This is a genomic window from Qipengyuania sp. BR81-2, from assembly GCF_055693895.1.
Map to the genome: position 1 here is coordinate 1,368,247 of NZ_CM146344.1, position 15,195 is coordinate 1,383,441.

Sequence of the window (15,195 nt, forward strand, 5' to 3'; positions counted from 1 at the left end):
CCGAAATGGCAGACGCACCGCAAATGAAACCCTGGATCGAGAAGATCCACGCCTATGTCCCCGGCAAGAGCAAGGGCGCCGACGGCCGCGAGCTCATTAAGCTCTCGGCCAACGAGAACCCGCTGGGTTGCAGTCCGGATGCGCTCGCCGCGCTCGCCGAACCCGCATCGCCCGCGCGCTATCCCGATCCGGACTCGACCGCGCTGCGCGCCAAGATCGGCGAGATCCACGGGATCGATCCCAAGCTGATTGTATGCGGCACGGGCTCGGACGAATTGCTCAACCTTGCCGCGCAGGGTTTTGCCGGCCCGGGTGACGAGGTGCTCTACGCGCGCTTCTCATTCGTCGTTTACGAGATAGCCGCGCGCCGTTGCGGGGCGACCCCGATCGAGGCGCCTGACCGCGACTATGCGACCGATGTCGACTCGCTGCTCGGCGCGGTGACCGAGCGCACCCGGGTCGTCTTCCTCGCCAATCCGAACAATCCGACCGGCACTTTCCTGCCGCGCGGCGAGATCGAGCGTCTGCATGCTGGCCTGCCGAAAGATGTGCTGCTGGTGGTCGACCAGGCCTATGGAGAATATCTCGAAGAGGACGAGGACGATGGCGGGCTCGCACTCGCCGCGGCGCATGACAATGTGCTCGTCACGCGCACCTTCTCGAAAATCTATGGCCTCGCGGGCGAACGCATCGGCTGGGCGACCGGCGCGCCGCACCTGATCGACGCGCTCAACCGCATTCGCGGGCCGTTCAATGTGACGAACTCGGGCCAGAAGGCGGCCATAGCAGGTCTCGAAGACCAGGCCTTCGTCGCCCGCTCGCGCGAAGAGAACAACCGCGAGCTGGCACGCTTCGCTGACGCCATTGCCGCCATGGGCAACCACGGCCTTTGCGGCATACCCAGCAAGGCCAATTTCCTGCTGGTTCTGTTCGAAGGCAAGCTCACCGCAGAAGCCGCCCTCGCCGCCTTGGCAAAGGGCGGATACGCCGTACGTCACCTGCCCGGTCAGGGCCTGCCGCATGGATTGCGCATCACCATCGGCACGCCCGGGCAGATGGACGAAATCGCCAAAATCCTGAGGAAAGCCGCCGACGCCGCCTAGTCGTTGAGCGCGTTGATCGCGTCGAGGACTTTGCGCTCGACCTCGTCGCGCGGAAGACCCGGTGGGATCGGTTCACCGAACCTATAGGTGATCGTGCCGGGGCGCTTCAGCGTGCGGTGATAGACCGGCCCGCTCTTCACTGCGACCGGCACGACCGGCAGGCCGAGCATTTTGTAAAGGCCCGCAAAGCCGGCCTGCAGCTCGCGCCGTTCGCCATGCGGGACCCTCGTACCTTCGGGGAAGATGACTAGCGGACGGCCGTCGGCAATCATGCCCTTGGCGCTCCTGATCATGCCCATCAGCATTTTCGCGCCCTGGTCGCGCGCGACGGGAATGAGGCCGTAGGCAAGCGCTGCGCGGCCCCATCCGGGGATAGCGAAAAGCTCCTTCTTGGCGAAAACCGAGGGGCAATCGAGGAGAGCAGGCGCATCGATCGCCTCGAAGAAGCTCTCATGCTTTATCGCGTAGAGGACAGGTTCGTCTTGCGGTTCGCCTTCGATCACGAGGTCGACGCCGATGATGTGCTTGAGGCACCAGCGCTGCCACTGGGCCCAGTTGCGCACCCTTGCGCGGAATGCGGCAAGCGAGAAGGGCGCGCTGATCAGTGAGAGCGCAGTAATCAGGAACGAGCCGATATAGAACGCCGGGTAGAAGGCGATATTGCGCAACAGGATCATCGGATCAGACCGGCAGCCCCTGCGAAATTTCCGAGGCCAGCAGCTTGTTGTATTCAAGGAAAAGCGTGGCGAGATCCGGGTGCGAAACGACCGCGTCCTTCACGATCCTTGTGTCGGCGGGCAGCGATCCGGAAACTTCCGAATGGGCGCGCGCCATGTGCCAGTCGGTCGTCACGAGGCGGGCGGAGGTGAACTCCTTTTCCTTCATCCACTGCGCGACTTCGCCGGCATTGCTACGCGTGTCGACAGCGAGGAAGCCGAGCGTGACGCAGCAGTTCATCAGGCGGTTCGAGACTTCGAACTGCTCGGCGAATTCGGCGGGCTTCACTTCGGGGTCGACGCCCGAAACGAACATTTCCTTCGCCATGCCCTGCTCGACCACTTCGATGCCGCGCGCGATACGGCCCTGGCCGCCGGTAAGAACGATCACCGCGTCGGTTTCCGTTTTCGCGGCAGGCGCAGGCAGCGAGACCGCAAAGGCGAGGAAGCCGAAGGCGTAGATCAGGAAAAGCGCTGCAAGGAAGCGTAGGATCACAGCATTTTCCGCAAGCTGGAGATAACCGTCATGCGCGCGGTGTAGACCGCAATTCCGACCGCGAAAAGCGGGATGAGCGCAAGAATCGCCCAATCGAAGGCGGAGAGTGTCCCTCCTGCAACCATTCCGGAATCGAGCGCGGCGAAGCGCGAGGCCATGAAGGCGATGAAGACGGCACCTGCGACGAGGCCGAGCAGGCCGCCGGCAATGGCGTCGAACAGGATCGACCTCTGGAAGACACGGGCGATCTGGTCGTCATTGCCGCCGAGCAGGTGGACGATTTCGATCGTGTCGCGGTTTCCTCCCAGAACGTTGCGGGCCGCAAGCCAGACCGCCGCCGCGCCGACGAAGGCGAGTAGCGCGATCATGCCCAGCGCCATGAGCTGGAGGGCGCGCAGCGCAGAGAGGACCGGCGCGAGCCATTGCGCCTGGCTGTCGATGCGCGAGCCTGGGGCAGCGTCTTCGATGGCGGCACCGAGCCGTTCGAGTTCGGCCGGACCAGTGGAACCGCGCAATTCGACATCGACGAGCGCCGGGAGCGGGACGGCCTCCATGCCTTCGCCGCCGCCCAGCCAGGGCTCGAGCAGCTCGGCGACCTCGGCTTCTGGCACGACGCTGAAACCGGAAACCGCCTCGTCCTGTGCGAGCAGGTCGACGACCACCGCCACCTTCGCTGCGCGGGCTTCGGGGTTCGCCTCGATGACCTGGACGGTAGCGCTCCCGGCAAGATCGCCGCGGGCGCTCGAGACCATGTTCGACAGCGCGAGCGCGCCGCCGGCGGCAAGCACGGTGAGCGCCACCATGACCGCGATCACCCAGGGGATCGGTCCGCCGAACCTTGCGCGCGGCAGGAGGTGAGCCGCGCGTCTTCCGCGAAACGGCGCAAGACCCCGGTCGACCGCGCTGCCGATAGTGGGAGGCCGCTTCGTCATGCGCCCGTCCCCCCGCGCCGTGGCGGGTATTTGAGCGCGCCGGTCGGATCGAGCATCGTCCCGTTGCTCAGCCGCATGATCAGGCTGTCGGGCACCTTGCGCAGCAACTGCAGGTCGTGGGTCGCCACAACCACGGTCGTGCCGAGACGGTTGAGCGCCTCGAACAGCCGCATCAGCTTCAAAGCCATGTCGGGATCGACGTTACCGGTCGGCTCGTCGGCCACGAGAATCTCGGGACGCCCGATGACCGCACGCGCAATCGCGACGCGCTGCTGCTCGCCGCCCGAAAGCGTTGCGGGGCGCGCATCGGCGCGGTTGGCGAGCCCGACCCATTCGAGCATGTCCTCGACCGGACCGCGCAGGTCTGCTTCGCGCACGCCCGAGACACGCAGCGGCAGGGCAATGTTGTCGAAGGCGGACAGGTGGTCGACCAGCCGGAAGTCCTGGAACACCACGCCCATCCGGCGTCGATAGGCGGGCAGCTTGTCGCGCGGCAGGGTAATGACGTCGCGTCCGAACATGCGGATTGCCCCGCGTGATGGGCGCTGGGCGAGGTAAAGCAGCTTGAGAAGCGAAGTCTTGCCTGCGCCGCTTTCACCGGTGAGGAAGTAGAACCGCCCGGAAAACAGCGTGAACGAAATATTCGACAGGACCTCGCGCTCGGTTCCGTAGCGCAGTCCGACGTTATCGAACTGCACGATATCGCTTTCCGCGACGCTCACCGCGGGCTCTTGGCCGATTGGGGAAGGGGAAATACCGGGCTCATTGCTTCAATTGGGCCTATAACCCCCCTTCGGTGTGGAAAAAAGCCGCTTAGACCTTTCGCGCACAGCTCCGCCGCTTGTCGTGATCTCGCCAGCCCCGATAGAGCCTCTGTTCACCATGATTATTGCCTGCCCGGCCTGCAGCACCCGTTATGTCGTGCCCGACAGCGCCATCGGCGTCGATGGCCGGACCGTGCGCTGCGCCAAGTGCAAGCATTCGTGGTTCCAGGAGGGATCGAGCGCGGAAGCAGTGAGCGAGAGCGAAGCCGTCGCTGCTCCTGCCCCCACTCCCGCGACTCCCCCGCCGCCGCCATCCGCTCCGCAGCCCGAGCCTGCTGGCGAGGTCGCCGAGAGCCAGCCCGCGCCGCCGGCAAGCGCCCGCGAGAGCCTGCCCGATTTCGACGAGACGCCGCCCCCGTCCTACGACGAGCCCGCGCACCGCGAGCCCAGTTTCGATGCCGAGCCCGAAGAAGAGCCCGTCCACGAAGACGATCTCGTTTCGCGGTTCGACCGTTCGCCGCCCTTCGGACCGCGTCGCAATACGCTGAAGCTCTGGACCTGGGCCGCAGCGATCTTCGCCCTGCTGGCGGCAGGCGCGCTGTTCGCCATGACGCGCTATGGCACGCCAACCTGGTGGCCGGTCGAAAAGCCGCTGTTCGGCGAGGCGCAGCCCGACCTTCAGATTGCATTCCCGGCTGACCAGCAGCGCTGGCGCGAGCTGGAGAACAAGACCTGGATGTTCACCGCCCGCATCGAGGTGACCAACACCGCCCGCGAGGCGCGCAAGCTTCCGCCGGTGCTGATCGTCATGCTCGACCAGCGCGAGCGCCAGGTTTACAGCTGGGTGGTGCAGCCCCCGCAGCCCACGCTCGCTCCCGGAGAGACGATCACGATCGACGAAGCGCGCACCGATGTGCCGCGCGGAGCGGTCTATGCCGACGTGGGTTGGGCCCCTCTCTGAACGCATAGTCGAAAATAGGTGCTTGCCGCCCTGCGAAGCTGTTGCTAGGGGCGCGCTCCTACCGGCGGGAGCAGCTTCTCATTCTCATGAGATCTCGCTTCCGATGCAGACTGTGTGCGGTCGTGGCGGAACTGGTAGACGCGCAACGTTGAGGTCGTTGTGGCCGCAAGGCCGTGGAAGTTCGAGTCTTCTCGACCGCACCAACAGTCCCCTTCACAGGAAGGGGCAAGCCTTTCGAAAAATCAAGCACTTGCGCTTGGCGCATCCATGCTGCACTCCCTTGTGTTCAACGGGAGGGGGAGCGGATGCATCAGGCTGCGTTCGGCGTGCTTTTGTCTGTCTGCCTGGCATCGTCTGCGCTCGCGCGCGATGCTGCGGACGATCCTTTCCTTGCCTACGAATCCGGACAATTCGCCGAAGCGGCTCGGGCTGCCGAAGATGCTCTCGTGCGCGATCCGGACAATTCCGTCTGGTGGGCCCTGCTGGGCGAGGCGCGCGCGAAGCTGGACCTGCACGCCGATGCGGCGGAGGCTTTCTCCAATGCCGCGAAGAACCAGACCGATGCCGAGCGCCGGAGTTATTTGCTGCGTGCGCAGGCCTTGCAGCTTGTGAGCGCGGGCAGGCGAGATGAGGCGCGGGCTGTTGTCGGCGCCGCCATGGCGGATGATGCCCTAGAGGCGCGAGGGTCGCTAGACTGGGCGATGGTCGCCATCTCGGCAGGTGACGATGCGTCGGCGCAGGCCATCCTTTCGGACGAGACCCTGTACTCCGGCTTCTCGCGCCAGAGTGCGCTCGACGCGGGATATAGTGCCAAGCGCGAAGGGCTCGATGCGCGCGCCGTGCGGTTCTTCGAGATCGGGCTGGCGCTCGACGCGGATGAATCGGAGCCGCTCTCGTCCGCGAAGCGCAATGCCATTCGCCGCGAGACCCGCGAGCTCTCGCGTGAACGGGCCTTCCTCTTGCAGGCGGGCTACAGCTCTGCCGATCGCCCGCTGGGTCCTGCCAGCCTGCCGCTGGGCAATGAAGAAGCATGGCAGGTGGGCGCCGAGGTTTCGCGCCGCATTGGGGGTTGGCGCAATGGCCGGCCCGTCAGCGTCTTCATGCGGATTTTCCAGTCCGAGTTCCTGTCGGGCGATGCGGCGATACGCGATACGACGCAGGGCTGGGTGGGCATTCGCTACAAGCCCATTGCCACGCTCAACCTCAACCTCGAGGCGAGCAGGCTGATGGCCATCGACGATGAAGCGCTGGACGACTGGTCGTTGCGCGCTCTTGTCTCGGGCGGGCGCGGCCTTGAACCGGAGACGGGCAAGCGCAGCTGGACCTATGCGCACTACTATGCCGATGCATCCTACCTGCTCGATGCGGACGTCACCTATGCGGTGGCGGAAGGCCGGATCGGGCGCTCTTTCCTCATCGACGGGGACGCGAGCACGCTGACCCCTTACGCGGTGGCGCGCGCCGGTCTCGACACGGGCCGGATCGAGGAGGAGGCCATCGGTGCAGGCGCCGGGCTGTCGCTTCGACACTGGTTCGACGAAACCGGAACGACCGCAGCGCGCGGCTTTATCGACTTCGACATCCAGGCCCGCGAGCGGATCGCGGGGAGCGAGCGCGCATCAGGCGTGATGGTGACCATGACGATTGGGCGTTGAGCGCGGGTCGAGCGTCGCCATTTCCCACCAGGGACCACCTTCGCGTTCGACCTTGTGACGGCCGAGGTCGCGCAGGCACGCCATGAAGGCGGGCTTAAACATCTCGCTTTCCTTGCTGCAGTCCGCGCCTTCGCACTTGCATTCGAAATCGTCGTAGCCGTCGGCCGTCGTCACCCAGATGCGGCCGTGCGGATTGAGCAGGCGCAGGTTGGCGATGGCGCCGATCTCGCTCTCGTTGACCAGCAGGTCGTAGCCGCGCTGGCCATTGGCGAGGGGGCCGTCGTTCGCATCGAGATCGGGGTCGGGCTTGCGCACTGTCGGGCCGTTGCGGACCACAAAGAAATCTGGCGTCACTTCCTCCTGCTCGTGCCCGGCGGGATTGTCGTCGTCGGGATGGCCGGCCTGCTTGCGGACCTCGTCGTGCATGGCCTCCATCGCGCGTTCGAAGAAGACAGAACGACGCACGCCGCCGTCATAAAGCGAGCGGGCGCCATGCTTGCTCTTGGTGACGCGGAGCTGCTGGTGGAACACCGGCATGGCCGACGAAGCCATGGTGGCTGCGGTAAGCGCATCGACGGCGCTTTCCCAATTGGGAGCATCTCGCACCAGCCCGCGTACGTCGACATAGTGGAACAGGCCGCAGTGAGCCTCGACGAAGCCGATGTAGCCGGCAATCGAACTGTCGCGGATCGCCTCGAGCATGGTCGGATCGCCGTTCTCGAAGACGGCATTGCGGATGCGCTTGCGCAAGGGGCCGGTGCCGGCCTGCGCGCCGCGCAGCAGCATCTGGATCATCCCGCGATTGTCGACGACATCGCTCTCCTTGGTCGGCGAATAGCCCCATTCGAGCCGCTCCATCGCGTAGCGGCGGGTCTCCTCCTTTGCCTTTCCATCGAGCGCGACCATCAGCAGGATCGTCTGCAGCGAGCCGGTCGAGATGCCGGTAATGATGCGCACGTTGTTGATCGCGAGGCCGTTGGGGCTGCGATCGTGGAGCGTCTTGAAAAGTCCCGCGCCATAGGCACCCCACTGCCCGCCGCCCGACAGCATCAGCACCTTTTCGCGCTCGCTCATCGCGGCCTCTTCGGCCTTGGGGCGCGGCGCGCCCTTCAGCGCGGGGGCGGCAGACCGGGTGACCATGTCCTTGAACTCGCCCGCCATGGGATCGGGCTCTTCGTCGTGATGGTCGACCACCGCGTCGCGCTGGATGTCGCGGATGAAGCGGCTGGGCGCTGCATGGTGTACGTGATCATGGAAATGCTCGCATGGGATTTCCTGCGGCCCCCAGTTGAGCCAGCGGCGTAGGAAAAGGAAGCCGCCGACAAGTACGGCGATAGTCGCGATGGCGATGAGAATTGTCTGCAACATGCTCTTCCCCCCATGGATGTTGCCTTGCACGCTGATTGCGCGTCGTTTTTAACCAATAGCCTGCGCGAAGGAAGGCGGTATTGGTTACTGCCGACATTCGTCGCGTTTCCAGCGCGGCAGGGTTCGCGACCGGGGGGATGCAAATGACGCAGATCGAGAAGAAATTCGGCGGGCCGTGGATCAACGAGCACCGCTCGATCGCGAAGATCCACCGCCGCAAGTACGAGCTGCACGAGGATGCCGGCGACGACCTTGCCCACGAATTGGCCGGAAGGGGTCGCATCCTGCGCGAATTTATCAGGTCCGAGGCCGATCGCGACCGCGAATTGTGCATCACCGGATCAGGCTGGTCGCAGAGCGATCTCTACTACAATTTCTCCACCCTCGTGACGACGGACAATGACCACGGGATCTGGGAGATCCCCGATGAAGCCTTCCGCGAAGGCGTGGAGGGCCGCCATCGCTATGTGATGGTCACCGGCGGCACCAAGATCCACCAGCTGATGGACTGGCTGGGGCGGAGCGGGCGCGATTTGTCGCTGCGCACTGCCGGTTCGCACAAGGGGCAGTCGTTGGCCGGCATCGTGGGCACCGGCTCGCATGGCTCGACGCTCAAGGAGACCGGTTGCGAGACGCATATCCGCGGCATGGTGCTTTCGCGCGGCAAGAACCGCGACGTCTGGCTTGGCTCGCCCGACCATACGGTCCTGCGCGACGACTGGATCGAGGAGTTCGCCTCGGTCGGCGATAGCGCGATGTTTGCCGATGCGCTGGTCCATCTGGGCGGCATGGGCTTCGTCTCGGCCTATCTGATCGAAGCGGTGGACGAGTTCTACTGCGGCCTCGTCAAGCGCGCGCGCGTCCTGCCCGACAACTGGTTCGAGCTGGTCGAGCAGGGCCGTTTCGCCGAGGCGGTGGGCGACGTTACCGATGGCCGGGACCCGCATTACTACGAACTGACCTTCGACCCCTTCGACGGGCTAGGCCACGAGGTCTGCGAGACGATCTGGACCGAATATGCCGCCACCACGAAACCCGACAATCTGGGCGGGCAGGTCACGCGCACAACGCTCGAGGCGATCAGCGAGAAGGGCGCCAAAGGGCTGATCGGTGTCACCAAGCACGAGGACATCGATGCGAACCCGCTTCCGGCGGAAGACATCGAAGGCCGCATCCGCGATCTCATCGATGTGCCCAAGCAGATTTTCGACGACTTCAAGGAAAACGCCACCGACGAGCGCGACACGCCGCGCACGCTCGCCCAGCTGACCGCCGAATGGCAACCGCACCGGCTGATGAACATTCGTGTCGACGTTTACAATGCCGCGCTCGCCGTCCCGCGCGAACGGCTGGGCGAGGTGATGAAGATCGCGATGGACATGGCCGAGGGCGAGGGGAACATCCGCCAGTTCAGCAAGGACTTCGTCTATACCGTCCGCTTTGCCAGGAAGAGCCCGGCGACGATGGGATTCCTCAAGTTCGAGGACAATGCGATCATCAATATCGACGGGCTGCCGAAGAACTTCATCCTAGGCACCGATGCGCCGATGGCGGCCGAGCGCCTGCAGCACCTTTTGAAGAAGGCGGGCATTCCCTTCACCATGCACTGGGGCAAGGATGCGCAGCTCGGTGCGAAGGCTATCAGGGAACAATACGGCCTTGCGGTCGACCGCTACCGCGCCACCCGCGAAGCCCTGCTCGAAGAAAACGCCGAGGTGTTCGTCTCGCCCGCACTCGAACAGTGGGGCCTCGGCGAGGACTGATGCTCCCGCCTAGCCGTGCGCGCCGAACTGGTTGGCGATCGCGGTCGAGATGCGCAGTGTGAGGGCGTAGGAGTCCTCGATCGGGTCGATGTAGTCGCGCCGGATCGCGTCGTAGCCTTCGCTTCCTGCCCGCGGGTATTGCGCGGCCTCCTCCATCGCGAAGTCCTGCGTTGCGGGGATACTCGCCGGGAAGGCACGGCGCATCTGTGCGAGCGCCTCGTCCACGCGCAGCGTGAACACCATCTCCAGCACGTCGCGGCGGGAGATATCGTTGGCGCGGCTGAAGGCGGGGACCGAGACGGCTTTCAGGAACATGTGCTGGAACAGCGCCAGCCTCAGCGATTGCAGCACGCCGATGGTGCGGCGCGCCTGTTCGCGCTCGGGATGCGGTTCTTCGTCGGGCACGAGATCGAAAAGCCGGTGCAGCTTCAGGGCATCGACGCGCAGGCGCGAGGCGAGGCGGCGGAAGACACCGTTGCGATCATCTTGGATGAGGTATTCGGCCAGCGTCTCGCAGGCCTTCGCGAGGTGCTCCTCGGTTCCGCGATAGGGGCGGCTCGCCCAATAGGCCGAGTTGAACAATTCGCCATAGGCGGCAACCGTCTTGATGCTGGCGAGCGCGTTCGAGGCGCGCACGAGGCGCATGATCTGCCGCCCGCGGGGGCTTTCGCGCAAGAGCTCCGCGATATCCTCGTAATTGCTCTGCGCCGCGCTGCCGACACCGGCGATGATGTTCACCGGATAGCCGAGCTGCTGGAGAATCGCATTGTGCGGGATCGCGCGGATCTGGCGCAGGCTCATGTCGCGGTCCGCCGAGAGGTCCGACTGGCGGCGCGAGACGCGGCTGCCGGTAGAGTTGAGCAGGCCCAGGCCAAAAGCGGTCACCGCGCGGCTGTAAGTCCGGCTTTCGAGGTGCGACTGCTGGTGATCCTTGATCGCGCGGTAGAAATCGAGGCTGAGGTCGGTGCGCCGGTAGAAGGGATCGGTCGGGACATCCGGATCGGTATCGGCGGGCGCGAGCTCGGCGATGGTCGAGAGCGTCGCCAGCGCCAGCTTCGGCGTTGCGAAGAACATGTAGCCATCGCCGCCCTGGAAACTGGCTTCGGGTTCGAGCCGGATGCCCGCACGCGCGAAGCGGCGGCGCGCCCATGGGCTCATTGGCCATTCGAGCCTGTCCTTGAAGCTGTTCGGGTGCGCGCCGCGGCCCATGCCCTCGCCATGCGTGTTGAACACGAGGGCTGCGACATCGGTCATGTCGTTGGCCACCATGGCATTGGCGAGCCGCCCCTGTAGGCGTTCGATTGCAAGGCTCGCCGGGATCTGGCCGACGAAGCGGCCGGCATCGGAAAAGCCGGTCTGGATCGCCACGCGGCCGCGTTTCCGCGCATAGTCGCGATAGGCCTGCTCCTTGAGCAGCGAATCGAGGAAGCGCCCGCCATGCTCGAGCGCGGTCTCGGTCTCGAACAGCGGCGAGACGTCGACCTTCTCGTCGATGCCGAAGAGCCTGGCGAAATAGAGTGCGGAAAGGACCGTCGCGGGCTGTTCGCATTCGGCCACGAGCATGCGGATCGGCGCGTCGGCATCCACGTGCTTGAGGATCTGCGCCATGGCGAGGAACTGGCGCACCGCGGTCGAGCTCTCGACTGCCAGCGACGCGAAGTTCGCCGAAAGCGGCTGTGCGTTGGAGACCAGTTCGCGCAGCGCGCCGACCGCGCCCTTGCTGCCGAGGTCGAGATCGGCCCCGCCCTCGATGCGCGAACGTATCGCGTTGTGGAGCTGCTTGGCGTTCACGCGGAAATGGATGTGGCCCATTCCGAGCCCGTCGGCTCGCATTGCGGCTGCCAGCGTCTTGAGGGCAATCGCGCGTTCCGCATCGGCCGACAGCGCCTCTTCCTCGAGCTGCGAAACCAGCGGTGCAAGGCTCAGCAGCTTGTCCTCACCTTCAACCGTCAGGCGATCTCGCCGCCGCCGACAGGTCCGCATGGTCCGACAGGTCGCCCGCAAATTCGTCGGCGCTCGAAGCTGCGCGAGCGTGTGCGGCGCGTAGCGTTTCGACCAACGCATGGCCTGCGTCGGTTTCCTCGAGCTGCGAAGCATATCGCTCGAGCCGCTGGGCCTTCTCGGAAAGGCGGAAGGCGATCGAGGTGTACCACTTGATGTCGGTACGCCCGTCCATGTCGTAGCCCACCCAGCTGGCGAAACGAAACGGCAGGGGATCGAGGCTGCGCCACTGGTCGGGCCAGTGCGATGCCGCGCAGGACAGGACGCTGCGATTGATTTGGTCGCGCGCATCCTGCGCATGGGCAATCGCCCGCATTGCGCGGGTATGCTCGTACTGCAGGGTGATCTCGGGCCGTTCGGCGTTCGTTGCTGCGGAAACCGGATCGCCTCCACCTGCAGCCTCGGCCACCGCATCGGACTGGTCCGGCGTCAGCAGGAAGGTCGGATGGGCGGTGAAGACGACGTGCAGCTGGGGATGCGACCAATGGTCGCGAAAAGCTTCGAAACCATCCGAAGCCTTGCAGAATTCCTTCATCCGCCTTGCCGCGTCTTGCGGTTTGACGAGGGTGCACAGCCGGTCGGCCCGCGTCTCGAGCGAGCGCGTTTCGAGTTCCTCGACCAGCGAGGCAATGTCGCCGAGCGAGATTTCGCCCGCTTCCAGCTCTCGCGACAGGTCATGGGCCAGCTGGAATACCGGGTTGAACAGCGGCGTTTCCTGGGTGCGTTGGTGCAGGTCGCGCAGGCGATGCGTGAGGGTGGCAAATGTCAGCGGCTGCAATTCCGGCACGGTCCGGTTCTCCCAAGGCTCCAACTTATCTACGATGATTGCGCGGCAAAGTGCCGGTCGAGTCAAGCTGGCACGCTGCATTGCAGCATGAATAGGTTTGCGCATCCCAAATAAGTGCATGCTTTACTTGTGCCTTGGCTTTCTTCACCCCTGCCGGACCGTTAACCCAAAGCGCCAACCCTCCGGTGACATGCCCCGTGCTTGGGCAGTTCTCGGGGCAATCAGGGGGCAGAATACATGAGCGAGTGGACCATCGGCATCATCGGGGGCTCGGGCCTCTATGCGATGGACGCGCTGGAGGACCGCCAGTGGATCGAGGTTTCCTCGCCCTGGGGCCAGCCTTCGGACAAGATCCTGTGCGGCACGATCGGCCATGTGCGCGTGCGCTTCCTGCCGCGGCACGGCCGCGGGCATGTTCATCTGCCCTCGAAAGTCGATGCGCGGGCCAATATCGACACGTTGAAGCGTGCAGGCTGCACCGACATCCTCGCGATTAGCGCGGTCGGTTCGCTGTCGGAAGAGCTGCCGCCGGGCCGCTTCGTCGCGGTCGACCAGTTCATCGACAACACGAAGGGTCGGCCCTCGACATTCTTCGACAGCGGCTTCGTCGCGCATGTCTCGATGGGCGATCCGGTCTGCTCGCGCCTGTCGAAGCACGCCGCCAAGGCCGCCGAGAAAGCCGGTGCGGATGTAACCGAAGGCGCGACCTATCTCGCCATGGAAGGCCCGCAATTCTCGACCCGCGCAGAGAGCAAGCTTTACCGGCACTGGGGGGCGGAAGTGATCGGCATGACCGGCATGCCCGAGGCGAAACTCGCCCGCGAGGCCGAGCTGCCCTACGCGCTGCTCGCGATGGTCACCGACTGGGACAGCTGGCGCGATAGCGAGGACGCTGTCGATGTCGGCGTGATCATCGAACAGATGAACAAGAATTCGGCGATTGCGGTCAAGACGGTCGAAGCCTTCTGCAAGGGCCTGCCCAAGAAGCGCACGCCCTCGCCGATCGACCGCGCGCTCGATGATGCGGTGCTCACGGCGCCCGACAAGCACGACCGCGAATTGATGGCCAAGCTCGACGCGGTCGCCGGACGCCTGTTCCGCGCTCAATGAGCGAGGCCTACGACCTTCTCGTTATCGGCGGCGGTATCAACGGCGCGGGGATCGCGCGCGATGCCGCCGGTCGCGGCATGAAAGTGCTGCTGGTCGAGAAGGACGACCTCGCCTCGCACACCTCTTCGGCCAGCACCAAGCTGGTGCACGGCGGGCTGCGATATCTCGAGCAATTCGAATTCCGGCTCGTCGGCGAGAGCCTGCGCGAGCGCGAAGTCCTGCTTGCCAACGCGCCGCACATTATCTGGCCGCTGCGCTTCGTCCTCCCGCATTTGAAGGGCATGCGTCCCAAGTGGATGCTGCAGCTGGGGCTCGCGATCTACGACCGGCTCGGCGGGAAGAAGACGCTCCCCGGATCGCACCGGCTCGACCTGCGCAAGGCGCCGCACCAGGCGATCCTGCAGGACAGCCTCAAGTCGGGCTTCGAATACGCCGATTGCTGGGTCGAGGATTCGCGCCTCGTCGTGCTGACGGCGATGGATGCCGAAGCGCGCGGGGCCAAGGTTCTCACGCGGACCGAATGCACCGCGCTCGAACGCCATGCGGACAGCTGGACCGCCACGCTCGAAGGCGACGGGGGCAAAAACACGATCGAGGCTGCCTGCGTGGTCAATGCAGCAGGACCCTGGGTCGATACGGTCGCCAAGACCGCGCTCGGCAGCGGCACGCCTGCGCACCTGCGGCTGGTCAAGGGCAGCCACATCATCGTGCCGCGCGCCTATCCGGGCGACCACGCCTATATCTTCCAGCAGCCCGACAAGCGCATCGTCTTCGCGATCCCCTACGAACGCGACTTCACGCTGATCGGCACCACCGACATGCTCTACGAAGGCGATCTCGATCGCGTGGAGATCAGCGCAGAGGAACGCGCTTATCTGCGCGAGGCGGTCACGCGCTATTTCAGGAGCGGGGTGACCGAAGAGGACATCGTCTCGACCTATGCAGGCGTGCGCCCGCTCTACGAGGACAAGGCGGCGAGCAATTCGACGGTGACGCGCGATTACGTGTTCGAGGTCGAGGCCGGGGGCGGCGCGCCGATCCTGTCGGTCTATGGCGGCAAGATCACGACCTATCGCAAGCTCGCCGAGCATGCGCTCGAGAAGCTGTCGGGTCACATCGATGTGCCGGGCGAGGGCTGGACCGCCGATGCACCGCTGCCCGGCGGCGACATGAAAGATGGCGATTTCGCGCACTTCCTGTGGGAGGCAAGCGAGCGTCATCCCTGGATCCCGCCGGAGATGTTGCTGCGCCTCGCCCGCGCCTACGGCACGCGGCTCGACATGGTGGTGGGCGAGGCCAGTTCGGTGGACGGGCTGGGCGCGTGTCTCGGGGGCGATCTCTACGAGGCCGAACTCACCTATCTCGCCACCCACGAATATGCGCGCAGTGCAGAGGATGTTCTGTGGCGTAGGAGCAAACTTGCCCTGCATTTACCGCCGGATGCGATCCTTGCGGTGGGGGCGTGGTTCGACGCTCGCCGCGAGGCAGCCACGCCGTAACGGCGGCACCCCTTCACAAAGCTTGAAAGCGCCCTTCATC

11 protein-coding genes, 1 tRNA gene and 1 pseudogene are annotated in these 15,195 nt (G+C 65.1%); 7 read left to right on the forward strand and 6 right to left on the reverse strand.

The window, feature by feature from the left end; translation table 11 throughout:
- Positions 1–5: 5 nt before the first annotated feature.
- On the forward strand, positions 6–1,103 hold the full coding sequence (gene hisC, locus ACZ1G8_RS06805; protein ID WP_472678698.1) for a histidinol-phosphate transaminase: 1,098 nt from the start codon (positions 6–8) through the stop codon (positions 1,101–1,103).
- On the opposite strand, the gene ACZ1G8_RS06810 is transcribed toward hisC, so the two are convergent.
- Genes ACZ1G8_RS06810 through ftsE form a run of 4 tightly spaced genes read right to left on the reverse strand, consistent with a single transcriptional unit; the run spans position 1,100 to position 3,969 of the window.
- Complete coding sequence (locus ACZ1G8_RS06810; RefSeq protein ID WP_472678699.1) at positions 1,100–1,780, reverse strand: lysophospholipid acyltransferase family protein; 681 nt, start codon at positions 1,778–1,780, stop codon at positions 1,100–1,102. The genes hisC and ACZ1G8_RS06810 overlap by 4 nt on opposite strands.
- Positions 1,781–1,784: 4 nt before the next feature.
- Complete coding sequence (locus tag ACZ1G8_RS06815; protein ID WP_221427136.1) at positions 1,785–2,315, reverse strand: YdcF family protein; 531 nt, start codon at positions 2,313–2,315, stop codon at positions 1,785–1,787.
- Entirely contained in the window at positions 2,312–3,247 is a 936-nt protein-coding gene (locus tag ACZ1G8_RS06820; protein ID WP_472678700.1) for a cell division protein FtsX, read from the reverse strand. The genes ACZ1G8_RS06815 and ACZ1G8_RS06820 overlap by 4 nt, the downstream gene beginning before the upstream one ends.
- Positions 3,244–3,969: a cell division ATP-binding protein FtsE gene (gene ftsE, locus ACZ1G8_RS06825; protein WP_222441518.1), complete on the reverse strand. Its 726-nt coding sequence runs from the start codon at positions 3,967–3,969 to the stop codon at positions 3,244–3,246. The genes ACZ1G8_RS06820 and ftsE overlap by 4 nt, the downstream gene beginning before the upstream one ends.
- 160 nt (positions 3,970–4,129) lie before the next feature.
- Between ftsE and ACZ1G8_RS06830 the strand changes: the two genes are divergently transcribed.
- The 3 genes from ACZ1G8_RS06830 to ACZ1G8_RS06840 all read left to right on the forward strand — a co-directional run bounded on the left by ACZ1G8_RS06830 (position 4,130) and on the right by ACZ1G8_RS06840 (position 6,627).
- Positions 4,130–4,972 (forward strand): zinc-ribbon domain-containing protein, encoded by an 843-nt coding sequence (locus tag ACZ1G8_RS06830; protein WP_472678701.1) that lies wholly within the window; start codon positions 4,130–4,132, stop codon positions 4,970–4,972.
- A gap of 116 nt (positions 4,973–5,088) precedes the next feature.
- Positions 5,089–5,175, forward strand: a tRNA-Leu gene (locus ACZ1G8_RS06835).
- Between the two features lie 102 nt (positions 5,176–5,277).
- Positions 5,278–6,627 (forward strand): NfrA family protein, encoded by a 1,350-nt coding sequence (locus ACZ1G8_RS06840; RefSeq protein WP_472678702.1) that lies wholly within the window; start codon positions 5,278–5,280, stop codon positions 6,625–6,627.
- Here ACZ1G8_RS06840 and ACZ1G8_RS06845 read toward each other — a convergent pair.
- A complete protein-coding gene (locus ACZ1G8_RS06845; RefSeq protein ID WP_472678703.1) occupies positions 6,592–7,995 on the reverse strand; it encodes a patatin-like phospholipase family protein in 1,404 nt (467 codons plus the stop codon). The two genes, ACZ1G8_RS06840 and ACZ1G8_RS06845, sit on opposite strands and share 36 nt — an antisense overlap.
- A gap of 143 nt (positions 7,996–8,138) precedes the next feature.
- On the opposite strand from ACZ1G8_RS06845, the gene ACZ1G8_RS06850 reads away from it, so the two are divergent.
- Positions 8,139–9,758 (forward strand): FAD-binding oxidoreductase, encoded by a 1,620-nt coding sequence (locus tag ACZ1G8_RS06850; RefSeq protein ID WP_472678704.1) that lies wholly within the window; start codon positions 8,139–8,141, stop codon positions 9,756–9,758.
- A 9-nt stretch (positions 9,759–9,767) separates the two neighbouring features.
- On the opposite strand, the pseudogene ACZ1G8_RS06855 reads toward ACZ1G8_RS06850, so the two are convergent.
- Positions 9,768–12,546, reverse strand: a pseudogene (locus ACZ1G8_RS06855) (phosphoenolpyruvate carboxylase).
- A 237-nt stretch (positions 12,547–12,783) separates the two neighbouring features.
- Here ACZ1G8_RS06855 and mtnP point away from each other — a divergent pair.
- Positions 12,784–13,656, forward strand: a complete 873-nt coding sequence (gene mtnP, locus ACZ1G8_RS06860) for an S-methyl-5'-thioadenosine phosphorylase (protein WP_472678705.1) — start codon at positions 12,784–12,786, stop codon at positions 13,654–13,656.
- Positions 13,653–15,155, forward strand: a complete 1,503-nt coding sequence (gene glpD / locus ACZ1G8_RS06865) for a glycerol-3-phosphate dehydrogenase (protein ID WP_472678706.1) — start codon at positions 13,653–13,655, stop codon at positions 15,153–15,155. The genes mtnP and glpD overlap by 4 nt, the downstream gene beginning before the upstream one ends.
- Positions 15,156–15,195 lie beyond the last annotated feature (40 nt).

Bases quoted from the DNA above. Each gene is read 5' to 3' on its own strand.
- glpD (WP_472678706.1), top strand. From the start codon at position 13,653: ATGAGCGAGGCCTACGACCTTCTCGTTATCGGCGGCGGTATCAACGGC.
- ACZ1G8_RS06810 (WP_472678699.1), bottom strand. From the start codon at position 1,780: ATGATCCTGTTGCGCAATATCGCCTTCTACCCGGCGTTCTATATCGGC.
- ACZ1G8_RS06845 (WP_472678703.1), bottom strand. From the start codon at position 7,995: ATGTTGCAGACAATTCTCATCGCCATCGCGACTATCGCCGTACTTGTC.
- mtnP (WP_472678705.1), top strand. From the start codon at position 12,784: ATGAGCGAGTGGACCATCGGCATCATCGGGGGCTCGGGCCTCTATGCG.
- ACZ1G8_RS06850 (WP_472678704.1), top strand. From the start codon at position 8,139: ATGACGCAGATCGAGAAGAAATTCGGCGGGCCGTGGATCAACGAGCAC.
- ACZ1G8_RS06820 (WP_472678700.1), bottom strand. From the start codon at position 3,247: ATGACGAAGCGGCCTCCCACTATCGGCAGCGCGGTCGACCGGGGTCTT.
- hisC (WP_472678698.1), top strand. From the start codon at position 6: ATGGCAGACGCACCGCAAATGAAACCCTGGATCGAGAAGATCCACGCC.
- ACZ1G8_RS06840 (WP_472678702.1), top strand. From the start codon at position 5,278: ATGCATCAGGCTGCGTTCGGCGTGCTTTTGTCTGTCTGCCTGGCATCG.
- ACZ1G8_RS06830 (WP_472678701.1), top strand. From the start codon at position 4,130: ATGATTATTGCCTGCCCGGCCTGCAGCACCCGTTATGTCGTGCCCGAC.